Raw genomic sequence first — 23,574 nt, 5'->3', positions numbered from 1 at the left:
CCCTCCGCCGCCTGGAAGGGGACGTCCCCGACGGGTCCGGCGAGCCTCAGTGTCGCCCAGTCCACCTGGGCGGCTGTGGCACGGGTACCCACAGGGCGGGACGGGCATGCGATCGAACCCATGTCGGGTGGACTCCCTCTCCTCGCGCGTGTTCGGTCCGTACGTGTCCTGCAGCAGGACAACACGCCCGGGCGGGGGATCATTCCCGCGCCAGCCACTCGCGCACCGCGCCGGTGATCACCCCGAGCGCCTCCTCCTGGCCGAGTGCCGCCCTCTTCGGCACGGCGAAGCCGTGGTCGCCCCCGGGCACCTCGACGACCTCCGTGCCCTCGGGGAACTCACCGGGCCGTCCGAAGGGATCGCGTCCGCCCTGGACGACCAGGGTCGGCACCCCGGCGTCCAGCAGCTCTCCGGCCCTGGACCGCTCCGGCTTCCCCGGGGGGTGCAGGGGGAAGGCGAGCGCGAGCACGGCGCGCGCACCGAGTTCGGCGGCGGTCCGGCACGCCACGCGCGCTCCGGCGCTGCGCCCCCCGGAGACGACCGGCAGTCCTTCCCTCTCCAGAGCGGGCCACACCGCCCGCCACCCCTCGTCCAGCCTCCCGGGCGCGGGCGCCAGCTTCCTCCCCGCCACCCGCCAGGGCTGCTCGACCAGGGCGACCGATACGCCGTGCGCGGGCAGCGCGTCCGCCAGGGCCCGCAGGTCCCGCGCCTCGACGCCGCCCCCGGCACCGTGCCCGAGCGCGAGGAGCAGTCGCGGCCTGGCGGCGCGCCGCCAGGTGATCCGGGCCGGACCGGCCGGCGTGGCGACCTCCTCGGTGGTGCCCGTGCCTGCGGTGCCGGTGCTGCTGGTACTGCCGGTGCTGTCGGTGCTGTCGGTGCTGTCGGTGCTGTCGGTGCTCACCGGCTCAGAACAGCGTCCCGGCCTCGGGCGCGTCAAGCTCCTCCAGCAGCTCGGGCCCGTTGTTGCGCACGTTGCTGACCTCGCCGCGCACCGGATAGGCCCGCATGGCACCGGCCGGCGGCGGGATCAGCAGCCCGCGCACGTCCTCGGCGTCGGTGCGGGCCGGGTCCAGCCAGGCGTCCCAGCGGTCGGGGGTGAGCACCAGCGGCATCCTGGGGTGGATGTCGGCCAGGGAGCGCGGCCCGTCCCCGCCCGCGCCCGCGAACGGCTCGCTCTGCGCCTCGGTGGTGATCACCGTGCAGGTGGCCCACCAGGCCTGGGGGTGGTCCTCGGGCAGTGTCCTGTCCCGCCAGAACTCGTAGAGCCCGGCCATCGCCATCACCGAGCCGTCGGCGGGGGTAACGAAGTACGGCTGCTTGCGCGGCCGCTTCCGCCTGCCCTTCTCCTCCTCCTGCCGCTCGGCCGTCCCGGTGACCCACTCGTAGTACCCGTCGGCGGGCAGCAGGCAGCGCCGGGCGGTGAAGGGGCGGCGGTAGGAGGGCTTCTCGTGCACCGTCTCGGCCCGCGCGTTGATCATCTTCACACCCACGTCCGGGGACTTCGCCCAGGAGGGCACCAGCCCCCAGCGCAGCGTCCTGAGCTGGCGCACGGGACGCGGATCGCCGCTGTCCTTCAGCGGCCGGTCCAGCACCGCGTACACCTGCTTGGTCGGGGCCACGTTCCAGTCGGGCGCCAGCTCCTCGGCCGGATCCCACTTCTCCACTCCGAAGAGCCCGGCCAGTTCACCGGCCGATCGGCTCGCCGCATACCGTCCGCACATGTACGCCACCCTGCCACGCCCGTGCGGCCGGCGGCACGGTGAACGGCCGTACGGGCTCCGGACAAGGGCCGTGGCACACTGCGGAGCACCGCTTCGCGGCCGGACGAGCCCGGCGCGCGGGGCGGCGCAACCGGGTGGAACGGGCCGCGGCGGGCGCGACGGACCGCGGGGGAGACCGCAGAAGAACGAGGAGGGGGGCGGCCGAACATGAGCATGGACACGGACGGCATCGCCGAGGTCTGGGACCGTGTCGTCGGGACGCAGCCCGACCCGTCGTTCGCGGTCGTGGCGGCCACCGGCCTGGTGGCCCTGGCCGTCGTCGCCGCACGGGGGCCGTGGCGGGTGGCGCGGAACGCGGTGACCATCGCCCACGAGGGCGGGCACGGGATCGTGGCGCTGCTGACCGGGCGGCGTCTGGAGGGCATACGCCTGCACTCGGACACCTCCGGACTGACCGTCTCCCGGGGGCGGCCGAACGGGATCGGGATGGTGCTGACGGCAGCCGCCGGGTACACCGCGCCGTCGCTGCTCGGTCTGGCGGGAGCGTGGCTGCTGGCCGCCGGGCACGTCACCGCGCTGCTGTGGGGGGCCACCGCGCTGCTGCTGGCGATGCTGGTGATGGTGCGCAACGCCTACGGGGTACTCACCGTCGTCCTCACCGGCGGGGTGTTCTTCCTGGTGTCGTGGTTCGCCGGGACGGAGGTGCAGGCGGCGTTCGCGTACGGGGTGGTGTGGTTCCTGCTGCTGGGCGGCGTGCGGCCCGTCTTCGAACTCCAGGGCAAGCGGCGCCGGGGCGAGGCGCCGGACTCCGACGCCGACCAGCTCGCGCGGCTGACGAACGCGCCCGCGCCGCTGTGGCTGCTGCTCTTCCACGCCGTCGCGCTGTGCTCGCTGACCGGCGGCGGACGGTGGCTGCTGGGGCTTTGACGACCCCGCCGCGGGCGCCCGCCCCGGAGCCCGGGGCCTTCCGCCCGGCCCGGCTCACCCGGGCGGCGCCCGGCCCTGCCCGGCGGTGCGCGAACGCGGCCGCCCGCGTCCGCGCTCTCCCCGCGTCCGGCCAGGACTCCCGCCCCGCCGAAGCCACTAAAGTTGGCCCCATGACCGACCACACCGCCCTCTGGCCCGCGCCGCCCGCGTCCGGCGCCGTCGATGCGACCGTCACCGTGCCCGGATCGAAGTCGGTCACCAACCGCGGTCTGGTGCTCGCCGCCCTCGCCTCCGAGCCCGGCTGGCTGCGCCGCCCGCTGCGTTCGCGCGACACCCTGCTGATGGCCGAGGGGCTGCGCGCCATGGGGGTGGGCATCGAGGAGACGGTGTCCTCCAACTCCGCGCCCGTCGCGGACGGCGCCGCCGGCCCCGGGGCCGGCGGCGAGGCCTGGCGCGTCATCCCCGCGGGGCTGCACGGTCCCGCCACCGTGGACGTCGGCAACGCCGGCACCGTGATGCGCTTCCTGCCACCGGTGGCCGCCCTGGCCGACGGTCCGGTCCACTTCGACGGCGACAAGCGCTCCCACGAGCGCCCCCTCCACGGCGTGATCGACGCGCTGCGCGCGCTGGGTGCCCGTATCGACGACGGCGGACGCGGCGCACTGCCGATGACCGTGCACGGCGGCGGCTCCCTGACCGGCGGCACGGTGGAGATCGACGCCTCCTCGTCCTCCCAGTTCGTCAGCGCCCTGCTGCTGTCCGGCGCCCGCTTCAACCAGGGCGTGGAGGTCCGCCACACCGGCGGCCCGCTGCCGTCCATGCCGCACATCCGGATGACGGTGGAGATGCTGCGCGCCGCGGGCGCCCAGGTGGACACCCCCGAGTCCGGGGGCGAGCCGAACGTCTGGCGGGTCACGGCCGGCGCGCTGCTCGGCCGCGATCTGGTCGTCGAGCCCGATCTGTCCAACGCCCAGCCGTTCCTCGCCGCCGCGCTGGTCACCGGCGGCCGGGTGACCGTCCCGGACTGGCCGGCGCACACCACCCAGCCCGGTGACGCGCTGCGCGAGATCTTCACCGAGATGGGCGGGCGCTGCGAGCTGGACGAGCGCGGCCTGACCCTCACCGGCACCGGCCGGATCCACGGCATCGACGTGGACCTGAGCGAGGTGGGCGAGCTGACCCCCGGCATCGCGGCGGTCGCGGCGCTGGCCGACTCCGAGTCGCGGCTGCGCGGCGTGGCGCACCTGCGGCTGCACGAGACCGACCGGCTGGCCGCCCTCACCAAGGAGATCAACGGTCTCGGCGGCGACGTCACCGAGACCGGGGACGGGCTGGTCATCCGCCCGCGCCCGCTGCGCGGCGGGATCTTCCACACCTACGAGGACCACCGGCTGGCCACGGCGGGCGCGGTGCTCGGCCTGGTCGTCGAGGGCGTGGAGGTGGAGAACGTCGCGACGACCGCCAAGACCCTGCCCGACTTCCCCGAGCTGTGGAGCGCCATGCTCGAAGGGGACGGGGACAGAGGGTAAGAGGCGGAACCGGCCATGCGCCGCTACGGCAAGCACACAGACGAGGACGACATCCGGATCCGCCCGGGTCGCCGGGGCAGCCGCCCGCGTACCAGCATCCGGCCCAAGCACGAGGACGCCGCCTCCGGCTTCGTCCTGACCGTCGACCGGGGGCGGATCACCTGCCTGGTGGACGGCCGCACCGTCACCGCCATGAAGGCCCGCGAGCTGGGCCGCAAGGGCGTCGTGGTCGGCGACCGGGTGGCGGTCGTCGGCGATCTGTCGGGGGCCAGGGACACCCTGGCGCGGATCGTGCGGGTCGAGGAGCGTTCCTCGGTGCTGCGGCGCACCGCCGACGACAACGACCCCTACGAACGGGTCGTCGTCGCCAACGCCGACCAGCTCGCCATCGTCACCGCCCTGGCCGACCCCGAACCCCGCCCCCGGCTGATCGACCGCTGCCTGGTGGCCGCCTACGACGCGGGCCTGGAGCCGCTGCTGGTCCTCACCAAGTCGGATCTGGCGCCGCCGGACACGCTGCTGGAGACGTACGCCCCGCTGGGGGTCCGGCATGTGGTGACCGACCGCGATGAGCTGGCCGACGGCGCCGCCGCCGACCGGGTGCGCGAGTTCCTGTGGGGCCGGACCACCGCCTTCGTGGGCCACTCCGGGGTCGGCAAGACCACTTTGGTCAACGCGCTCGTCCCGCCCGACCGCAGGCGGGCGACGGGCCATGTCAACGCGGTCACCGGGCGCGGCCGTCACACCACGACCTCGGCCCTGGCGCTGCCGCTGCCCGGCGAGGTCTCCTTCCCGCCGGCGCCGGAGGGCGGCTGGGTGATCGACACCCCGGGTGTGCGGTCCTTCGGCCTGAACCACATCGACCCCTCCCGGGTGATCCACGCCTTCCCGGACCTGGAGCCGGGCACGGACGGCTGTCCGCGCGCCTGCGGCCACGACGAGCCGGACTGCGCGCTGGACTCCTGGGTCGCCGACGGCCATGCGGATCCGGCCCGGCTGTTCTCCCTGCGCCGCCTGCTGGCCACGCGGGAGCGCCGGGAGGGCGACTGACCGCGGTACGCCGCCCCGGACCGCACCCGGGGATCAGTGGAGCAGCGCCCGCAGCACCTGGGTGACATGGGTGCCCGCGGCCTCCTCGGTCGCCTCGGGCGGCCCGTCGCAGGGCGCGACGACGTAGGACAGCGCCAGCCGCAGGCCCACCTCGCAGGCGTGGCGCAGCGCGGCGGGTCCGGTCGTACCGCCGGCGGCGGCCCCCGCCGACACCAGCGCGGCGGCGGTGCGGTCCCGCAGTCCCGCCGCCGCCCGGTCCGCCTCCGGCCCGGGCGGCGGCAGCCGGGACTCCCAGCAGCCGGTGAGCGCGGCGCGCACCAGCGGATCGCGGCAGGCGGCGCGCACCACCGAGACGGCGGCCGCGGCGCAGCCCGCGACGGGGTCGGCGGCCGGGCCGGAAACCGTGCGGGAAGCCGACCGGGCCGCCCGCTGCGCGGCGCGGGCGGTGCGGTCGAGGAGGACCTCCAGCTCACGGGCCACCAGGGCCGCGCCGAGCCCGTCCTTGGAGCCGAACTCGCTGTAGAGGGTCTGGCGGGAGAAGCCGGCCGCCGCGGCGACCTCGACCATGCGGATCCGGGGCCACGGTCTGTCCGCCAGGGCGGCGCGGGCGGCGCGCAGCAGGGCCTGGCGCGCCGTGGGCGACGCGTTGGACTCCGGGGCGCGGCCGGCGGCGGGCTCCCCGGAGGAATCTCCGGTCGGGCCTTTGGCGAAGTCACCGGCGAAGGGCATCACCGAGGTCATCAGCGCCTCCCCGGACACGGCGGATCGCGCACAGCATCGGCGCGGTCGCGGAGGGTGTCAAGACGCCTCGCACCGCCTCACCACCGCGGGTGTACGCCCGCACACCCGGTTGGCCACTCCCCTGTGGCTGGCCGCCCGCGCCGCTGGATACTGTTCGTCCATGCCCGACTACCACGATGACCTGCGTCTCGCCCACGTGCTGGCCGACACCGCCGACGCCACGACGATGGAGCGGTTCAAGGCCCTCGACCTCAAGGTCGAGACCAAACCCGACATGACGCCGGTGAGCGAGGCCGACAAGGCGGCCGAGGAGCTGATCCGCACCTCCCTGCAGCGGGCGCGGCCGCGCGACGCGGTGCTGGGCGAGGAGTTCGGCAGCGAGGGGCGCGGGCCGCGCCGCTGGGTGATCGACCCCATCGACGGCACCAAGAACTACGTGCGCGGCGTCCCGGTGTGGGCCACCCTGATCGCGCTGATGGAGCGGACCGAGGAGGGCGACCGGCCGGTGGTCGGCGTGGTGTCGGCCCCGGCCCTGAACCGGCGCTGGTGGGCGGCGCTGGGCGCCGGCGCGTACACCGGCCGCAGTCTGACGTCGGCGACCCGGCTGTCGGTCTCGCGGGTGGCCCGGGTGCAGGACGCCTCGTTCGCGTTCTCCTCGCTCGGCGGCTGGGAGGAGCGCGGCAAGCTCGGCGGCTTCCTCGACCTGACCCGGGACTGCTGGCGCACCCGCGGCTACGGCGACTTCTGGCCGTACATGATGGTCGCCGAGGGGTCGGTGGACATGTGCGCGGAGCCGGAGCTGTCGCTGTGGGACATGGCGGCGAACGCGATCGTCGTGCAGGAGGCGGGCGGCACCTTCACCGGTCTGGACGGGCGCGAGGGCCCGCACAGCGGGAACGCGGCGGCTTCCAACGGACTGCTCCACGAGGACCTGCTCGCCTACGTCGGCGACTGAGCACGCCGCTGAATCCCGGTCAGTTGGCCATCGCACACCCCTTGTTGCGGCTCCGGCGGCATGTGAACATGAGAATCCGCCCGCTTGTGAGCTTGTGAATCCCTTCTCCAGCGCGGGGTTCACCAAGGAGGTGGCACAACCGTCATGACCACCCTCGTCCGTGACGCCATGAGCACAGTGGTCCTCACCATCGGCCCCGCCCACACCCTCCGCCAGGCCGCCCGGCTGATGTCCGCCCGGCGGGTCGGCGCGGCCGTCGTCCTCGACCCGGACGCCGGCGGCGTCGGCATCCTCACCGAACGCGACATCCTCAACTCCGTGGGGGCCGGGCAGGACCCCGACCGGGAGCCCGCGCACCTGCACACCACCACCGACGTGGTCTTCGCCGCCCCCGGCTGGACCCTGGAGGACGCCGCGCGGGCCATGACCCGCGGCGGCTTCCGTCATCTGATCGTGCTCGACGACCGGGAGCCGGTGGGAGTGGTGTCGGTGCGCGACATCGTCCGCTGCTGGTCCTCGGTGCGCCGGGAGGCACCCGCCGCGCCCACCGCGCCCACCGCGCCCACCGCGCCCACCGCGCCCGCCGGCACGGTGGCCGCCTGAGGGCGGCCGGGGACGCGCCCGGGAAGACGCCCCGGAACACACCGGAGGGACCGGAGCCCACTGGCGTCCGGTCCCTCCGGGTTCGTACGGCGAGGAGCCGATGGGTCAGCCGCGCAGGGCCTTGACCGCGGCCTCCAGCCTCCTGCCGTAGTCCTCGTCGGCCTGGCGGAAGTTCTCGATGGCCCGCTTGACGATGTCGTCGCGCGAGACCTTCGAGATGAAGCCGGCCAGGTTGTCGATCAGGCGCCCCTTCTCCTCCTCCGTCATCAGGCGGTAGAGGTTGCCCGCCTGGACGAAGTCGTTGTCCTCGGCGTGCGAGGGCGCGGGGATGTCACCGGTGGTCCCGGCGACCGGGACCGGCTGCCACAGCGCGCGGCCGGTCTCGTTCGGGCCGCCGAAGCTGTTGGGCTCGTAGTTCTTCGCCCCGCCGTGGCGGCCGTCGTACATGAAGCCGTCGCGGCCGTGGCTGCGGGCCTCGGTGGCGTGCGGGCGGTTCACCGGCAGGTGGTCGGCGTTGATGCCCACCCGGTAGCGGTGCGCGTCACCGTAGGCGAACAGCCGGCCCTGGAGCATCTTGTCCGGGGAGGGGCCGATGCCCGGCACGAAGTGGTGCGGGGAGAAGATCGACTGCTCGACCTCGGCGAAGATGTTCTGCGGGTTGCGGTTCAGCTCCAGCTTGCCGATCTCGATGACCGGGTAGTCCGCGTGCGGCCAGACCTTGGTCAGGTCGAACGGGTTGAAGCGGTAGTTCGCCGCCTCGGCCGCCGGCATGATCTGGACGCCGACGGTCCAGCTCGGGAAGTCACCGCGCTCGATGGACTCGCGCAGGTCGCGCTGGTGGCTGTCGGGGTCCTTGCCCGCCAGGAGGTCGGCCTCGTCCTGGGTGAGGCACTTGATGCCCTGGTCGGTCTTGAAGTGGTACTTGACCCAGAAGACCTCGCCCGCCTCGTTGTTCCACTGGAAGGTGTGCGAGCCGAAACCGTCCATGTGGCGGTACGAGGCCGGGATGCCGCGGTCACCGAAGAGCCAGGTCACCTGGTGGGTGGACTCCGGGCTCAGGCTCCAGAAGTCCCAGACGTTGTCGGCTTCCTGGGAGCCGGTGTACGGGTCGCGCTTCTGGGTGTGGATGAAGTCGGGGAACTTGATGGCGTCCTTGATGAAGAACACCGGGGTGTTGTTGCCGACGAGGTCGTAGTTGCCCTCCTCGGTGTAGAACTTCACCGCGAAGCCGCGCGGGTCGCGCACCGCGTCGGCCGCGCCCAGGTTGCCGGCGACGGTCGAGAAGCGCAGGAAGACCTCGGTCTCCTTGCCGATCTCGGAGAGGAACTTCGCCCGGGTGTACTTCGTCACGTCGGCGGTGACGGTGAAGGTGCCGTAGGCGCCCGCGCCGCGGGCGTGGACGACCCGCTCGGGGATGCGCTCGCGGTTGAAGTGGGCGAGCTTCTCCAGCAGGAGCTGGTCCTGGACCAGGACCGGGCCGCCCGAGCCGGCGGTCTCGCTGTTCTGGTTGTCCGCGACGGGAGCACCGGCCTCCGTGGTCAGCGGCCCGGTGTTCTCGATCTGGGCAGTCACATGCGCCTCCTGAATCTGTCCTGTCCCCTTGGCTTGAGCCGAACGCGATCCTACATTGGACATTGTCTAAGTCAAGAAGACGATGAAGACCGTACACGATCCGGGCATGGACGCGCGCTGCTAAGGTGGAAACATGAGTGACCTGCTACAACGTCTCCGGGATCGCGGCTGGCGGCTGACCGCCCAGCGGCGAGTGGTCGCCGAGGTCCTCGATGGTGAGCATGTCCACTACACCGCCGACGAGGTGCACGCGCGCGCGGCCGAGAAGCTGCCGGAGATCTCCCGCGCCACCGTCTACAACACCCTCGGCGAACTGGTCTCGATCGGCGAGGTGATCGAGGTCAGCACGGACGGCCGCGCCAAGCGGTACGACCCGAACGCGCACCACTCCCACCAGCACCTGGTGTGCTCGCGGTGCGGCGTGATCCGCGACGTCCGCCCCTCCGGCGACCCGCTGGCCCTGCTCCCCGAGGGAGAGCGCTACGGGTTCACCCTCGACGAGGCGACGGTCACCTACCGGGGGCTGTGCCCCTCCTGCGCCTCCGCCTGACCCCTTCCGGGCCTCCTCCCGAGGCCGCGGGGCAGCCTCCCCGTACGGACGCACGGCACCGCCTCGACACCGAACCGGGCCCTCGTGCACCGTGCACGGTCCCGCGTGCACGCTGTCCGCACCGCACACAGCACCACACACAGCACCGCACGGCGAACACGCGAAAACGGCCGGAGCCCGGATCCGTCATTCGGATCCGGGCTCCGGCCCATCAGTAGCGGGGACAGGATTTGAACCTGCGACCTCTGGGTTATGAGCCCAGCGAGCTACCGAGCTGCTCCACCCCGCGTCGTTGTGTTCACAACCTTAACCCACCGCGGCGATCAGCGCAAACCGCGGGGGCGCCCCGCGGGCGCCCCCGCCACCGTCACCTCCGCCTCAGGCCGTCAGCTCCTCGTGGAGGGCCTCGCTCAGCCGCGCGGCGCGCTCGGCGACCTCCGGCGGACCCAGCTCGACCGCCCGGGCGCACCAGTGGCGCCCGGCGGCCAGCTCGCCGCGCCGGGCGTTCAGCAGCGCCAGGCGCAGAGCGGCCCGGCCGTGGCCCGCCTCGGCCGCACGCGTCCACCACAGGGCGGCCTCCGGCTCACTGCCCTCGCGCGCCAGCAGCAGGCCGAGGTTGAAGGCGCCGTTGCTGCTGCCCGCCTCCGCCGCGACCCGGTACCAGTGCGCGGCCCGGACCACGTCGCCGCGCGCCGCCGCGCACATGCCCAGCCGGACCTGCGCCCGCCGGTGCCCCTGCTCGGCGGCCCGCTCGTACCACTCCTCGTACTCGGCCGGCGGGCCGTGCGCGTCCAGGGCGTCGGCCGTCGGGGCCTGGCGCTCCAGCAGCGCCGCCAGCCGGAAGGCTCCCTCCACGCTGCCGCCGCCGGCCGCGCGGCGCAGGTGCCGCTCGGCGGTGTGGGCGTCGCCCTCGCGCAGCAGCGCGATGCCCACCTGGAGCGCCGCCTCGGTGTGACCTGCCGCGGCCGCCTGCTCGTACCACCGCCGGGCGGCCTCCTCCTCGCCCCGGCCCGCGTGCAGGATGCCGAGGTTGAACGCGGCGTCCACGCTGCCGGCCTCGGCGGCCTTGGAGAACCACGGCTCCGCCCCCGCCGCGTCGCCGCGCTGGAGCAGCAGCACGGCCAGCGCGTTGGCGGCCTCGCGGTGCCCGGCGTAGGCGGCACGCCGGTACCACTGCTCGGCCTGGGCGGTGCGGTCCTCGGCGGCGCACAGCAGCGCGAGGTTGAAGGCGCCGTTGATGTCGCCCGCCTCCAGCGCGGCGCGGTACCAGCGCTCCGCGGTCTGCCGCTCGCCCCGCTCGGCGTGCAGCGCGCCCAGGGCGTTGGCCGCGCTGCCGTCGCCGTCCTGGGCCGCGCGGCGCCACCACTCGGCGGCGCTGTCGGTGTCGCCCGCGTCGCGCAGCAGGAAGCCCAGGGCGCGCGCGGCGCGCGCCTCCCCCTCCTTGGCCGCCGTCAGATACCAGCGGGCCGCCTCCCGCAGTTCGCCGCGCTCCTCCAGGAGCGTGCCCAGCCGCAGGGCGGCGCGCCGGTGGCCGCGCGCCGCGGCCTGGCGGTACCACTGCTCGGCCTCGGCGCTCCCCTCCTGACGGCGCGCCAGGATCCGCGCGATGCGGTAGGCCGCCTCGCGGTGGCCGCGCTCGGCGGCGGCCCGGAACCACTGTTCGGCCCCGTCCTCGCCCCGCTGCTCCAGCAGGTCGGCGAGGGCGTACGCGCCGAGGGGGTGGCCGGACTCGGCGGACTGCCGCAGCCAGTACTCGGCGGCCGTCTCGTCGCCGCGCTCGCGGTGGTGGCGGCCCAGGGAGTGGGCGGCGGCCGCCGAGCCGGCGACGGCCGCGACACGCCACCAGCCGGCGGCCTCCTCGGCCTGGCCGAGCTGGTGGAGCAGGACTCCCAGGTTGTTCGCGGCGGCGCGGTCGCCGGCGGCGGTGGCGGCGCGCAGATACGGCTCGGCCCCTTCCAGGTCGCCGCGGCGCAGCAGCCGGGCGCCGAGCGCGCTGATGGCGTCCGTGTCGCGGTGGTCCCGGAGGTCCGCGCGGCTCGCCCCGCCCCCCGTGACCTCATCTCTCGCCTTGTCCCCCATGAGGCCCATCGTCGCACCACCCGCAACCCGCTTACATCTGGTATACCGCCACCAAGGAAGTCACTTCAGCGTTTTGTCGACTTCCCGATACAGCTACCATCCAAACGCAAAGCGCTACCACGCGCCTCTCTTCTCACATGCCCAACACAAGAAGAAGGACCCGGAGTCAGTGACTCCGGGTCCTTCTTCGTCAGTAGCGGGGACAGGATTTGAACCTGCGACCTCTGGGTTATGAGCCCAGCGAGCTACCGAGCTGCTCCACCCCGCGCCGTTGTGTTCACAACCTTACCACGGCGCGAAGGGAGCCCGCTCACCACCGATTCACTCTTCCTTGCGTCCCTCGTCGTTGCCGGACTTGTCGTCGCCGGGGTTCTTGCCGTCGGATCCGCCGTCGCCGCCCGCCGACTCCTGCGCCTCGGCGGCCCGCTCGAGCGCGTCCTCCAGATCCTGCTGGGCCTGGCCGTAGGCGTCCCAGTCCTGGTTGCCCAGCGCCTCCTGGCCCGCCTCGAACGCCTCCTGGGCGTCCTGGAGCGCCTCCTGGACCGTCGGGTCCTCGGAGCCCTCCGCGGGCGGCGGAGTGGTCTCCTCCTCGCCCGGGGGCGGCTCCTCCTCCGCCGGCGGCTCCTCGGTGCCCTCGACCCCGAAGACGGCGTTGAGAGCCTCCCCGAGGGTGTCCTCGAAGGCGGTCTCCTCGCCGTAGGTCACCAGCACCTTGCGCAGCAGCGGGTAGTTGGTGCCCGCGCCGCGGACGTAGACCGGCTCGACGTAGAGCAGGCCGCCCTCCAGCGGCACCGTGAGCAGGTTGCCGTACTCGACCTCCGAGTCACCGCGCCTGAGGATGTTGATCTCGTTGGCGATGTCGGTGTCGGAGTTGAAGCGGCTCTGCACCTGCTGCGGGCCGGAGACCGTGGTGTTGGACGGCAGCTTCAGGATCCTGATGGTCCCGTAGTCGTCGCTGCGGGCGTCGGCGTTGACCGCCATGAAGGCGCCGAGCGTCTCGCGGCCGCTGGGGTTGAAGGTCGTCGTCAGGGAGAAGGTCTGCTCCTCCTGGTCCGGCATCTTCATGCTCAGGTAGTACGGCGGGACCGCGTTGCCCTTCTGCGTCGGGTCGTCCGGCACCTGCCAGCGCTCACTGCCGCTGTAGAACTGGCTCGCGCTGGTGACGTGGTAGCGCGTCAGCAGCTCGCGCTGGACCTTGAACAGGTCCTGCGGGTAGCGGAAGTGGTCCATCAGCTCTTCGTCGATCCCGTCCTTCGGCTCGACCGTGCCGGGGAAGGCCTTCATCCAGGTCTTCAGCACCGGGTCCCGCTCGTCCCACTCGTAGAGCTTCACCTCGCCCGAGTAGGCGTCCACCGTGGCCTTGACCGAGTTGCGGATGTAGTTGACCCGGTTCTGCTGGGCGATGACCGCCCGCTGGCCGTCGGTCAGCGCGTCGGTCGTGGTCTCGCCCAGGGTGGTGCGCGAGGAGTAGGGGTACTGGTTGGTCGTGGTGTAGGCGTCCACGATCCACTGGATGCGGTCCCCCACCACCGCCGGGTACGGGTCGCCGTCGATGGTCAGCCAGGGGGCCACCGCCTCGACGCGCTCCTTGGGCGTGCGGTTGTACAGGATTCGCGAGCCCTCGCCGATCGCGCCCGAGTAGAGGATCTGCGGCTCGTTGAAGGTCACCGCGTACGCCGCGCGGTTGGCGATGCTGCCCAGGCTGACCCCGCTGTCGCCCTTGTAGCTGTAGGTCTTCTCCTCGCTGCCGGCGATGTAGTCCAGTTCCTTCTGCGGACCGCCGACGATGGAGTACTGCGTGGTCTTCTCGCCGTAGTAGACCCGCGGCTCGTAGCCGTCCTCGGCGAGCTCGCCCTCCGGCGGGAGGTCCTTCTCGATGAAGGCCGGCGCCCCGGTCGAGGCCACCTCGGTGCCCTTGCCGGCCACCATGCCGAAGCCGTGGGTGTACTTGAAGTGGTCGTTGATCCAGTTGCGCTCGGTGATGCCGTTGATGTTGATCTCGCGCAGGCCGACGACGGTGTCCTGCTCGTCGCCGTCCTCGGTGGCGTACCGGTCCACGTCCAGGGTGGCGGGGAACTGGTAGTAGCTGCGGACCTGCTGGAGCTGCTGGAAGCTGGGCGATACGACGTTGGGGTCGAGCAGCCGGATGCTGGCGGTGGTGTCCGCCGCCTCGCGCAGCTCCTCGTTGCTCGCCTCGCTCTGCCCCGAGTAGTTGGAGACCTTGGAGTCGTCGATGTCGTAGGCGTCGCGGGTGGCGTCGATGTTCTTCTTGATGTACGGCGCCTCCTTGGCCTGCTCGTTCGGCTGGACCTGGAACTTCTGCACGATCGCCGGGTAGAGGCCGCCGATCAGGATCGCCGAGAGGACCATCAGGCCGAAGCCGATCACCGGAAGCTGCCAGGTGCGCCGCCACAGGGTGGCGAAGAAGAGCACCGCGCAGATGGCGGCGATGAAGAACAGGATCGTCTTCGCCGGGAGGTAGGCGTTGGCGTCGACGTACCGCAGACCCGTCCAGTTGTCCGTCGCCTTGAAGTCGCCGGACTTCACCGCCAGGCCGTAGCGGTCGAGCCAGTACGCCACCGCCTTGAGCGCCACGAAGACGCCGAGCAGCACCGACAGGTGGCCGGTGGCCTGGGACGTCGCGCGGGCGCCCGGGGTGGTCAGGCGCAGCCCGCCGTAGAGGTAGTGCACCAGCGCGGCGGCCAGCAGGGAGAGCACCGCGGCCGCGAAGCCGAAGCTCAGCAGGAAGCGGTACCAGGGCAGGTCGAACGCGTAGAACGCCACGTCCTTGCCGAACTGCGGGTCGGAGGTGCCGAACGGGACGGCGTTCACCCACATCAGCCAGGTGCGCCACTGGCCGGCCGCCGACGCGCCGGCGATCAGGCCCACCAGCGCGGTGACCCCCAGGAGCACCCATCTCTTGTACGGGGCGATGCCCATCCGGTAGCGGTCCAGGCTCTGCTGCTCCAGCGACATCGCGCTCAGCGGGGGCCGCAGGCGGTGGGCCAGCCAGATGTTGAAGCCGACGGCCGCGGCCATCAGCAGACCGAAGACGGCGAACATGCCGATCTTGGTCCACAGGGTGGTGGTGAAGACGGTGGTGTATCGGACCGAGCGATACCACAGCCAGTCGGTCCAGAACCCCGCGAACATGACGAAGAGCATGGCCAGCACGGCCAGCGCGCCCACCGTCATGAGCAGGGTCTTGGCGCGCCTGGAGGGCCTGCCGACACTGATCCGTGGTCCTGAGGGCCCGCCCGGGCCCCGGTCCGGCATCTGGAAAGCCAAGGTGCGCACCTCGAGAATCGCAGCGGATGGGACTGGCCCCGAATGCTAGGGCCCCACCCATGCAACTTACTGAACCTTTACCCGGTTCCCGTTCCCGGGGGGTTCAGCGGCACGATATGAGGATGAACAACCTTCCAATCGACGGCACACCCCTGGCCGCCAGCCCGCTGACCCGTGCCGTGCTCGAGATCGACGAGTACGTCGCGGGCCTGGGCTGGGACCAGCCCGCCCGACTGTTCGCCCTGGTCGACACCGACCGGCTGCGCACCGAGGAACCCGCCCTGGCCGAGCAGCTCGGACTGGACGGTGAGGGGCGGCAGGACGGCGAGGCCCCCGCCCCGGCCCCTCTCACCCCGGTCGAGCAGGACGAACTGCCCGCCGGGATCCCCCTGGACGAGTTCCTCGGCACCATCGCCTGGCCCGACGCGGTCTCCGGATGCGCGATGACGGTGGAGCGGCTGATGCTGCCGCCCTCGGCGGAGGCGTCCGTTCCCGAGAACCTCCAGGAGGAGGGCGCCGAGGAGCGGCTGGCCCGCTGGGTGGCGGAGCACCCCGAGCGCCAGGAGGTCCGGATGACCGTGGCGGTGCTGCGCGACGGCGCCCGGGAGTCCGCGCTGCGGCTGCGCGAGAAGGACTCGCCCACCGAGGTGCTGACCGGCCCGGATCTGGTGCCCGGGCTCACCGAGGCGCTGGCGGCCACCTTCGGCGACTGACGGCCGGCCCGCGGCGGGGATCCCGGGGCGGATGTCCGCCGGAGGGATGCCCGCCGGAGGGGGAGCGGATCAGTCCGCCGCGCACCGCGGCAGGCCGGCCGTCTCCCCCTCCCGGATGTCCTCCAGGGCGCCCATGGCGTCGTCGATCGTGCCGACCTTCACCAGGGTCAGGCCCTCGGGGACGTCCCGGGCCGCGCCGGCGCAGTTCTCCTCGGGGGTGAGGAAGTACTCGGCGCCCTTGTCCCGGGCGGCGATGGTCTTCATCCCTATGCCGCCGATCGGGCCGACCCGCCCCTCGCCGTCGATGGTGCCCGTACCGGCCACGAACTCGCCGCCGGTGAGATCGCCGGGGGTGAGCTTGTCCACGATGCCGAGGGCGAACATCAGCCCGGCGCTGGGACCTCCGACGTCGGCCAGCTCGATGTCTATCTCGAACGGGAAGGTGTGGTCGAGTCCCGCCTGGATCCCGACGACGGCCCGTCCGTCGTCGTCGGCCTCACCGGTGGTGACGGTGACCTCCCGGGAGCCGGTGGGCTCCTCGCCCGCCTTCTCGGCCGCCCGGGCGGCCTTGGCCGGGACGACGGTGAAGACCACGTCCTCTCCGGGCTCGTGCTCGGTCACCAGCTCGGCGACGTCGCCCGGCTCCTCGACGGCCTCGCCGTCCACGGCCGTGATCACGTCCCCGGCGTGCAGCCTGTCCTCGGCCGGCCCCCCCTTGATCACGGCGGCCACGACCACCCGTTCGCCGACCGGGATGTCCAGCTCGCGCAGGGCGGCGACCTTGGCGCTCTCCAGCGACTGGGTGAACTCCTCGGCGTTCTCCTCGCGCACCTCCTCGGCCGACTTGTCGTCGGGGTAGAGGGTGTCGTGCGGGACGACGGCGCTGTCCTCGGCCAGCCAGCCGTAGACGGCCTCCACGAGGTTCATCCGGTAGTCGGCGCCGGTGACGCGGACGGTGGTCATGTTCAGGTGCCCGGACGGCTCGTAGGTCTTCCTGCCCTCGATGCTCAGCACCGGTTCGCCGTCGTGCTCGCCGAGCGTGTTGACGGTGGGGCCCGGTGACATCTCGGCGTACGGCACCCTGATGAGGACCGCGGCGCAGAGCACGGCTATGAGCAGCAGGGTCGAGGTGAGCATCGTCGCGGTCCGGCGTGGCATGGCACGACAGTACGGGAACCGCGCGTCAGTCGGCGGCGGGGGCCCGTCCGTCCGCCGCCGTGCGGGACACGGCGGCGGGGCCTTCGCGGCCGCCCCGGTCCTCCCGCCCCGTCCCGCGGCCGTGCGGCCGCTCCATGGCGGCGCGGAAGGCCTCGTACCCGGCGACCCCGTCGGCGTCCCCGAAACCGCTGGGTTTGCGCGAGGCCCACACGGACCACACGGCCGCCCCGACCGCGGCGACGAACGGAATCAGCAACCAGGCGAGTGCCGCCACAGTGACCTCCCGATCCTCGAGTGCGCCGGAGATACGGCCTATGAGCAGACTAGATCCCGGATGAGTCAACCGTTCCGGCAGGGGTGCCCTTCCGCAACTCCGCGCCTCCGGGAAACCGCCCGCTCCTCGGCTCCGGCTCTGCGGGGACTGTTCCCGGCCGCCGACGCGGCACACCCCGCGCGGTCATGGCACAGCTGCCCGGGAGACGCGCCGGCGGGTTCCGGGGGTTCCTGCCGGCGGCCGGTTCGGAGCCCGCCGACAGGCGCGGCACTAGGCCCCCACCCACTCCTCGGTGCCGTCGGAGAAGGTCTGGTGCTTCCAGATCGGCACCCGGTGCTTCAGGTCGTCGATCAGGCGGCGGCACGCCTCGAACGCCTCGGCGCGGTGCGCGCAGGAGACGGCGACGACCACGGCCAGATCGCCGACCGACAGGTCCCCCACCCGGTGGACCGCGGCGAGCGCCCGTACGGGGAAGTCGGCCGCGACCTCCTTCGCTACCCGGCGGAGCTCGTCCTCGGCCGTGGGGTGGCAGGAGTAGCCGAGGCCGGTCACCCCCGTGCCCCCGTCGTGGTCGCGCACGGTGCCCGCGAACAGCGCGGTGCCTCCCGCCGACGCGTCGCCGACGGCCGCGAGGACCTCGTCCACGGAGAGCGGGGTGTCGCGGATCGCCAGGAGGCGGACCGGGTCGGGCGCCGCCCGCTCCCCGGGGTGGTCGTACGTCTGTGCCATGGGGCCATGGTGCCGTACGGGCGCGGGAGCGCGGCGGCGGCCCGCCGACACTCCGGTGCCGCTCCCGTCGTCACACCCGGCGGCGGGCCTTGCGGGCGCGCCTGACCAGGGCCGCGGTGCCCACCAGGGCGACGGTGGCGCCCGCGGCGCCGAGCGTGGTGGCGTCCTTGCGGCCCAGGCGGCGGCCCGCGACCGCGTGGCGCCCGGCCGCCTCCTCCAGCAGCGCGGCCAGCACCTCCTCGTTGGTCCACTTCGGCCGCCAGCCCGCCTCGTGCAGCCGGGAGCCGCTGACCACCCAGGGGTGCATGGTGTACGCCAGGTCGCCGGCCGGGGAGGGCGTCAGCCCCAGGCGGTGGAGCCGGGACGCGGCGCCGAGCGCGACGGCGGAGGGCAGCTCCATGCGGCGGATGCCGGACAGTTCCTCGACCTCCTCCTGCTCCAGCCAGCCGTCGCAGCCGACCGCCAGCTCACCCTCCACCTTCTCCAGCGCCGCGTACTCCAGGGCGCCGGCCAGGTCCTCGACGTGGCAGAACTGCCAGCAGGGCCGGGAGCCGGCCACGACCAGCAGGCGCGGGGACTCGAAGTAGCGGGTCAGGGCGGTGTCGGTGCCGCCGACCAGGACGGTGGGGCGCACGACCGTGACGTTCAGCCCCGGGTGCGCGCGGGGGGCGCGGCGGGCGAGGCGTTCGATCTCCAGCAGGTCGCCCACCCCGGTGGCCTCGGCGGTCGCCCGCAGCTCGGCGTCCTCGGCCAGCGGCACGTCGTTGTCGGGCAGGGCCCCGTAGACCATCGCCGAGGTGCACAGCACCACCCGGCGCACGCCCGCGGCGGCGGCCGCGGTCAGCACGGTCTGGGTGCCGCGCACGTTGTAGGCGGTACGTGCGGCGGGGTCGGTCTCCAGATCCAGGTTCAGGGCGAGGTGGACCACGGTGTCCACCGGCTCGCCGTCACCGCGCAGCCGGTCGGCGATGGCCGGATCCCGCACGTCCAGGACGTGCCACTGCGCGCCGTCCACCGCGCCGCGGCGCTCGTCGAGCGCGACGACCCGCCCCACGTCCGGGGAGGCGACCAGCCGCTCGGTGAGCAGCGCGCCGACCCCCGATGCGGCTCCGGTGACCGCGACGACGGGCCCTGCGGCTCCGTTACGCGGACCGCGAACGTTTGGCTCCTGGGAACTCACCCGGTGTCTCCCGCGGTTGTCTCTGGGTACGACGTGCGCAGGCTCCATCCTGCACGAGAGGTGTCTAGGCTGGACGTAGAGCCCGCCACATCGCGCGCCATTCCACCGACGTCCCACCGTCCCATCCACCAGAGCCGAGGAACCCCGTGAGTGACATCCCATTCGGATTCGGCATGCCGCCCGAGGAGCCCGAGGAGGGCGACGACGGACGGAAGAAGGGCGACAAGGGCGGTCAGGGCGACCGGGGCGGCCCGCAGAACCCGTTCGGGTTCGGCGGTGCGGGCGGCGCCGACAACCCGCTCGCGGCGATGTTCGGATCGCTGGGCGGCGGCCCCGGCGGCTTCGACCCGAACGACCTGGGCGCCGCGTTCCAGCGGCTCGGCCAGATGCTCAGCTACGAGGGCGGGCCGGTCAACTGGGACATGGCCAAGGACATCGCCCGGCAGACCGTCGCCGCGGGCACCCCGGACGGCACCAAGGACTCGAGCGTCGGCCCGCGGGAGCGCGAGGCGGTGGAGGAGGCCGTGCGCCTGGCCGACCTGTGGCTGGACGGCGTGACCTCGCTGCCCTCCGGTTCCGGTTCGGCCCTCGCCTGGAGCCGCGCCGAGTGGGTGGAGTCCACGCTTCCGGTGTGGAAGGACCTGGTGGACCCGGTCGCCGAGCGGGTCGGGGCGGCCATGGGCGACGTGCTCCCCGAGGAGATGCAGGCCATGGCCGGCCCGCTGCTGGGGATGATGCGCTCCATGGGCGGCGCGATGTTCGGCACCCAGATCGGTCAAGCGCTGGGCGTGCTGGCCGGCGAGGTGGTGGGCTCCACCGACATCGGGCTGCCGCTGGGGCCGAAGGGCCGGGCGGCGCTGCTGCCGGCCAACATCGCGGCCTTCGGCGAGGGCCTGGGCGTGCCCCTGGAGGAGGTGCGGCTCTACCTGGCGCTGCGCGAGGCGGCGCACCAGCGGCTGTTCGCCCACGTCCCGTGGCTGCGCTCGCACCTGTTCGGCGCGGTCGAGGGGTACGCGCGCGGGATCAAGGTGGACACGGCCAAGCTGGAGGACGTCGTCGGGCAGCTCGACCCCTCGCGCCCGGAAGAGCTGCAGGAGGCACTGCAGCAGGGCATGTTCCAGCCCGAGGACACCCCCGAGCAGAAGGCGGCCCTGGCCCGGCTGGAGACGGCGCTGGCACTGGTCGAGGGCTGGGTGGACGCGGTGGTGCACGCCGCGGCCGAGCCCCATCTGCCCTCCGCCTCCGCCCTGCGCGAGACGCTGCGGCGCCGCCGCGCCGGCGGCGGTCCGGCCGAGCAGACCTTCGCCACGCTGATCGGCCTGGAGCTGCGGCCCCGGCGGCTGCGCGACGCCTCCCGGCTGTGGGCCTCGCTCACCGACGCCCGCGGGGTGGACGGACGCGACGGGCTGTGGGCGCACCCGGACATGCTGCCGACCGCCGAGGACCTCGACGACCCGGACGGCTTCGTCCACCGCGAGCAGCTGGACTTCTCCGAGCTGGAGGGGCTGCTGGGCAGGGAGTCCGGTGCGGAGGGCGGCGCCGGAGGCGGGCGCGGCCCGGAGCCGGACGACAGGAACGAGCGCGGGGACGGCGAGGACCGGCGCGAGGACGGCGGGGACCGGCGCGAGGACGGCGGGGACGATCACGGCGGCGCCCGGTGAGCCTGCACGAGGACGCGGCGCGGACGCTCAAGGAGTGGTCCGCGCCGGACGGCGCCCAGGAGGCGCTGCGCCTGGCGTACTGCGACCATCTGGCCGCCCGACCGGACGGCGTGTGGCGGTCCTGCGCGGACGGGCACATCACGGCGAGCGCGCTGGTGGTGGATCCGCGCCGCGGACGCGTCCTGCTGACGCACCACCGCAAGCTGCGAATGTGGCTCCAGACGGGCGGGCACTGCGAGCCCGGCGACACCGTCCTCGCCGGTGCCGCCCTGCGGGAGGCCGCCGAGGAGTCGGGCATCGCGGGGCTCACCCTGCTGCCGGGCGGGCCCGTCCGCCTGGACCGGCACCACACACCGTGCGCCTGGCACCTGGACGTGCAGTACGCCGCCCTGGCGCCCGAGGGCGCGGCCGAGGAGGCCGGCGAGGAGTCGCTGGAGTTGCGCTGGTTCGGCTGGGACGAGGTCGCGGACGTGGCCGACGGCTCCGTCGTACGGCTGGCCGAGCGCACTCGCGCACTGCTCTGACGCCGGGGCGCGCGGGCGGTCCTCCGAAGCGGGCCCGCGCGCCCCGATGTCCTCCGGCCGGTCAGTTGGTCCAGATGTTGCCCTGGTTCTGGCCGCGTGCGCCGTGCTGGCCCATGCCGTACTGCGCGCCCAGGCCGGCTGCCGCGTTCTGCGGTGGCAGCAGCTCACTGGGCTGGACGAGTGCGAAGCCCTCGCCCATGAAGTTCAGCTCCCAGCCCTCCCCCGTGCTGCCGCGCCGCCGGAACACGCTCTGGGAGCTGGTCTGGGCCTGCATCTGCACCCGCAGTGAGCTGGACCAGGCGACCACCGCGTCGGAGTCGGCGCTGACGTACCGCTCCGGGGTGACCTGGAGCGCCAGCGGCCGGCCGGAGGTCATCAGCGCGACCTTGCCGTGCCCGGTGATGTTGAGGTTGTACGCGCCGGAGCCGGAGATCCCGAACTGGCTGTCCACGGCGATCACCTCCCAGTGCAGGGAGGAGTCCAGCGCCAGCACGTAGGCGCTGTCGACCGTCAGTCCCTCGGAGCCTACGTCCATGATGTGGATGTACTGGGCGAGGTTGGCCAGGTAGACCGTGCCCTGCCCGGAGCAGCGCATCAGCTCCAGGCCCTCGCCGGTCCGCGACCGTCTGCGGCGCTGCCCGCCGCTCTGGTACTCCCCGTCGAACTCCATCAGTCCCTGGTAGGCGACCATCGCGCCCTTGCGGGCGAGCACGTCGTCCTGGCCGCCGAGCAGGACCCGCAGAAGCTGCGGGTTCTGCAGGGCGTAGCGGTCCTGGCTCTGCACCTCGGTGTGGCCGAAAAGCGGACTCTGCATGGTTCTTCCCCCCTCAGCCCCGGACGCGCAGGCGGTCGGTGCTGTCCTCGCTGGGCTGTACGACGACGAATCCCCGGCCGGAGAAGGCGATCTGGTAGGCCTCTCCGCTGCCCCGGCCGATCAGCGCGCCCGCCTTCATGCTCCGCTTGCCCTTCATCTTCAGCCCCGAGGACCAGGCCACCAGTGCGTCGGGGTCGACGTAGGTCTCGTCCTCGCCGCGTCCGCAGTCCACCACTACGGGAGTGCCGCGGGAGGTGAGGGCGACCCAGCCGGTGCCGGATATCCCGACGTTGAACATGCCCTGCCCGGAGAACTTCGCCAGGCCCTTGACGCGCTCGACGCCCCACTGGAGGTGGGCGTCGAAGGCGAGGAGGTTGGTGCCGTTGACGGACATCGCCTCGTTGTCGAGGTTCAGGCAGACGACGTCGGCGCCGTAGTCGGCCAGGTAGAGCAGTCCGTCGCCGCTGCACTTCATCAGCGGGGCGCCCTCTCCGGTGAGCCACTGGGAGGCGGCCTGCCGGACGGCCGGCGGATTGGCCTCGTACTGGACGAAGCCCTCGTAGGCGACCATCGAGCCGGAGCGGGCGAAGACGTCCTGGCCGCCGGCCATGGCGATCTTCACCATGTGCGAGCCGTGGTTCTCCATGCGGGCGGCGGGCGGGGTCGGGGCGTAGCCCGAGACCCCCGAGATCGCTGTGTGGTCCATGACGGGCTCCCTCAGACCTCGTAGGGCTGGACGACGATGAAGTTGCCGGGCGCGCCGCGGAACTGGAGGTTCACGGTCTCCCCGCTGTGGCCCGGGTAGGCGTTGCGGCGCAGCCGCACCTGGCTGGAGATGATCACCTGGGCGCCGGCGGACCAGGCGACGACGGCCTGGCTGTCGGCGAAGGTGGTCGGGGTGACGGGCAGGACCACCGGGGTGCCCTGCGTCTTGACCACGACGGTGCCGGTGCCCTGGAACTGCATGGTGAACAGCGCGCCGCCGGGGATGCCGTGGCCGTCGATCCGGCGTACCTCGTACTGGAGGGTCTCGTCGAAGGCGAGCACGTTGTCGGCGGAGACGCAGACGGCGTCGCCCTGGAGTTCGATGGGGTGGACGTGCGCGGCGTTCTCGGCGAAGAACACCTGGCCGCGGCCGGTGCAGCGCATGAGCTGCATCTCCTGGCCGGTGGCGTTGCCGACGATCCGGCCGGCGAAGCCGGCGCCCTTGTAGGAGAAGTCGACCTTGCCCTGGTAGAGCACCATGCTGCCCTGGCGCGCGAGGACGCCCTGGCCGTCGTGGGAGAGGTCGGCGCGGATCAGTGCCGGGTTCTGCAGGGTCCAGCGCTGCCCGGTGGGCGCCTCCCGGTACTTCTCCAGCGCGGCGCCGATGCCGGCCGCCGGTCCCTGGGGCACCTGGGGCATCTGCGGGGCACCGGGGTGGCCGGGTTGCCCGGGAACCTGCCCGAAGGGCTGCTGCGGAGCCGGCGGCTGCCCGAAGGGGTTGGGCAGGGCCTGGCCCGGAGC

The 23,574-nt window shown here is 73.2% G+C and carries 22 protein-coding genes and 2 tRNA genes; 9 read left to right on the top strand and 15 right to left on the bottom strand.

Annotation, left to right across the window (positions count from 1 at the left end):
• Positions 1 to 199: 199 nt before the first annotated feature.
• Positions 200 to 781 (bottom strand): alpha/beta family hydrolase, encoded by a 582-nt coding sequence (locus tag L7D48_RS02770; protein ID WP_237877030.1) that lies wholly within the window; start codon positions 779 to 781, stop codon positions 200 to 202.
• A 124-nt stretch (positions 782 to 905) separates the two neighbouring features.
• Positions 906 to 1,721 (bottom strand): SOS response-associated peptidase, encoded by an 816-nt coding sequence (locus tag L7D48_RS02765; RefSeq protein WP_237877010.1) that lies wholly within the window; start codon positions 1,719 to 1,721, stop codon positions 906 to 908.
• Between the two features lie 213 nt (positions 1,722 to 1,934).
• On the opposite strand from L7D48_RS02765, the gene L7D48_RS02760 reads away from it, so the two are divergent.
• The 3 genes from L7D48_RS02760 to rsgA all read left to right on the top strand — a co-directional run bounded on the left by L7D48_RS02760 (position 1,935) and on the right by rsgA (position 5,227).
• Positions 1,935 to 2,648 (top strand): M50 family metallopeptidase, encoded by a 714-nt coding sequence (locus tag L7D48_RS02760; RefSeq protein WP_206350673.1) that lies wholly within the window; start codon positions 1,935 to 1,937, stop codon positions 2,646 to 2,648.
• A gap of 170 nt (positions 2,649 to 2,818) precedes the next feature.
• A complete protein-coding gene (gene aroA, locus L7D48_RS02755) occupies positions 2,819 to 4,177 on the top strand; it encodes a 3-phosphoshikimate 1-carboxyvinyltransferase (protein WP_237877008.1) in 1,359 nt (452 codons plus the stop codon).
• A 15-nt stretch (positions 4,178 to 4,192) separates the two neighbouring features.
• Entirely contained in the window at positions 4,193 to 5,227 is a 1,035-nt protein-coding gene (gene rsgA / locus L7D48_RS02750; RefSeq protein ID WP_237877006.1) for a ribosome small subunit-dependent GTPase A, read from the top strand.
• Between the two features lie 33 nt (positions 5,228 to 5,260).
• On the opposite strand, the gene L7D48_RS02745 is transcribed toward rsgA, so the two are convergent.
• A complete protein-coding gene (locus L7D48_RS02745; RefSeq protein WP_237877005.1) occupies positions 5,261 to 5,968 on the bottom strand; it encodes a TetR/AcrR family transcriptional regulator in 708 nt (235 codons plus the stop codon).
• A 160-nt stretch (positions 5,969 to 6,128) separates the two neighbouring features.
• Here L7D48_RS02745 and hisN point away from each other — a divergent pair, with 160 nt between their 5' ends.
• Both hisN and L7D48_RS02735 read left to right on the top strand, forming a co-directional pair.
• Positions 6,129 to 6,923, top strand: coding sequence for a histidinol-phosphatase (gene hisN, locus L7D48_RS02740; RefSeq protein ID WP_237877003.1), 795 nt, complete (start codon positions 6,129 to 6,131; stop codon positions 6,921 to 6,923).
• Positions 6,924 to 7,067: 144 nt separating this feature from the next.
• Positions 7,068 to 7,526 carry a cyclic nucleotide-binding/CBS domain-containing protein gene (locus tag L7D48_RS02735; protein WP_237877001.1) on the top strand — a complete coding sequence of 153 codons (459 nt, stop codon included), beginning with the start codon at positions 7,068 to 7,070 and terminating at the stop codon, positions 7,524 to 7,526.
• 105 nt (positions 7,527 to 7,631) lie between these two features.
• Here L7D48_RS02735 and L7D48_RS02730 read toward each other — a convergent pair whose 3' ends face one another.
• Positions 7,632 to 9,098: a catalase gene (locus tag L7D48_RS02730; RefSeq protein WP_237876999.1), complete on the bottom strand. Its 1,467-nt coding sequence runs from the start codon at positions 9,096 to 9,098 to the stop codon at positions 7,632 to 7,634.
• A 133-nt stretch (positions 9,099 to 9,231) separates the two neighbouring features.
• Here L7D48_RS02730 and L7D48_RS02725 point away from each other — a divergent pair, with 133 nt between their 5' ends.
• A complete protein-coding gene (locus L7D48_RS02725; protein WP_093661347.1) occupies positions 9,232 to 9,648 on the top strand; it encodes a Fur family transcriptional regulator in 417 nt (138 codons plus the stop codon).
• 215 nt (positions 9,649 to 9,863) lie between these two features.
• Here L7D48_RS02725 and L7D48_RS02720 read toward each other — a convergent pair.
• The 4 genes from L7D48_RS02720 to L7D48_RS02705 form a co-directional block, all read right to left on the bottom strand.
• Positions 9,864 to 9,937 (bottom strand) — tRNA-Met (locus L7D48_RS02720).
• A gap of 89 nt (positions 9,938 to 10,026) precedes the next feature.
• Positions 10,027 to 11,736 (bottom strand): tetratricopeptide repeat protein, encoded by a 1,710-nt coding sequence (locus tag L7D48_RS02715; RefSeq protein ID WP_374490755.1) that lies wholly within the window; start codon positions 11,734 to 11,736, stop codon positions 10,027 to 10,029.
• A 185-nt stretch (positions 11,737 to 11,921) separates the two neighbouring features.
• A tRNA-Met gene (locus L7D48_RS02710) sits at positions 11,922 to 11,995 on the bottom strand.
• A 53-nt stretch (positions 11,996 to 12,048) separates the two neighbouring features.
• Positions 12,049 to 15,024: a UPF0182 family protein gene (locus tag L7D48_RS02705; RefSeq protein WP_237876995.1), complete on the bottom strand. Its 2,976-nt coding sequence runs from the start codon at positions 15,022 to 15,024 to the stop codon at positions 12,049 to 12,051.
• Positions 15,025 to 15,137: 113 nt separating this feature from the next.
• Here L7D48_RS02705 and L7D48_RS02700 point away from each other — a divergent pair, with 113 nt between their 5' ends.
• A complete protein-coding gene (locus tag L7D48_RS02700; protein ID WP_237876993.1) occupies positions 15,138 to 15,728 on the top strand; it encodes a PPA1309 family protein in 591 nt (196 codons plus the stop codon).
• A gap of 69 nt (positions 15,729 to 15,797) precedes the next feature.
• Here the strand turns inward: L7D48_RS02700 and L7D48_RS02695 are convergent, their stop codons facing one another.
• From L7D48_RS02695 to L7D48_RS02680, 4 genes are all read right to left on the bottom strand, one after another.
• Complete coding sequence (locus tag L7D48_RS02695) at positions 15,798 to 16,886, bottom strand: PDZ domain-containing protein (protein WP_237876991.1); 1,089 nt, start codon at positions 16,884 to 16,886, stop codon at positions 15,798 to 15,800.
• Between the two features lie 25 nt (positions 16,887 to 16,911).
• Positions 16,912 to 17,160 carry a hypothetical protein gene (locus L7D48_RS02690; protein ID WP_237876989.1) on the bottom strand — a complete coding sequence of 83 codons (249 nt, stop codon included), beginning with the start codon at positions 17,158 to 17,160 and terminating at the stop codon, positions 16,912 to 16,914.
• Between the two features lie 270 nt (positions 17,161 to 17,430).
• Complete coding sequence (locus L7D48_RS02685) at positions 17,431 to 17,889, bottom strand: molybdenum cofactor biosynthesis protein MoaE (RefSeq protein WP_237876987.1); 459 nt, start codon at positions 17,887 to 17,889, stop codon at positions 17,431 to 17,433.
• Between the two features lie 70 nt (positions 17,890 to 17,959).
• A complete protein-coding gene (locus L7D48_RS02680) occupies positions 17,960 to 19,069 on the bottom strand; it encodes an SDR family oxidoreductase (RefSeq protein ID WP_237876985.1) in 1,110 nt (369 codons plus the stop codon).
• 146 nt (positions 19,070 to 19,215) lie between these two features.
• Between L7D48_RS02680 and L7D48_RS02675 the strand changes: the two genes are divergently transcribed.
• On the top strand, positions 19,216 to 20,730 hold the full coding sequence (locus tag L7D48_RS02675) for a zinc-dependent metalloprotease (protein ID WP_237876983.1): 1,515 nt from the start codon (positions 19,216 to 19,218) through the stop codon (positions 20,728 to 20,730).
• On the top strand, positions 20,727 to 21,254 hold the full coding sequence (locus L7D48_RS02670) for an NUDIX hydrolase (RefSeq protein WP_237876981.1): 528 nt from the start codon (positions 20,727 to 20,729) through the stop codon (positions 21,252 to 21,254). Before L7D48_RS02675 ends, L7D48_RS02670 begins: the two co-directional genes overlap by 4 nt.
• A 61-nt stretch (positions 21,255 to 21,315) precedes the next feature.
• Here the strand turns inward: L7D48_RS02670 and L7D48_RS02665 are convergent, their stop codons facing one another.
• From L7D48_RS02665 to L7D48_RS02655, 3 genes are all read right to left on the bottom strand, one after another.
• Positions 21,316 to 22,068, bottom strand: coding sequence for an AIM24 family protein (locus tag L7D48_RS02665; RefSeq protein WP_237876979.1), 753 nt, complete (start codon positions 22,066 to 22,068; stop codon positions 21,316 to 21,318).
• 13 nt (positions 22,069 to 22,081) lie between these two features.
• Positions 22,082 to 22,774: an AIM24 family protein gene (locus tag L7D48_RS02660; RefSeq protein ID WP_237876977.1), complete on the bottom strand. Its 693-nt coding sequence runs from the start codon at positions 22,772 to 22,774 to the stop codon at positions 22,082 to 22,084.
• 11 nt (positions 22,775 to 22,785) lie between these two features.
• A partial coding sequence (locus L7D48_RS02655) for an AIM24 family protein (protein WP_237876974.1) occupies positions 22,786 to 23,574 on the bottom strand: 789 nt, incomplete at its 5' end.

The organism is Streptomyces sp. ICN903, from assembly GCF_022015835.1.
GTDB lineage: Bacteria > Actinomycetota > Actinomycetes > Streptomycetales > Streptomycetaceae > Streptomyces > Streptomyces fenghuangensis.
The sequence above is the reverse complement of the archived record's forward strand: the minus strand, read 5'-3'. Positions and strand labels throughout refer to the sequence as shown.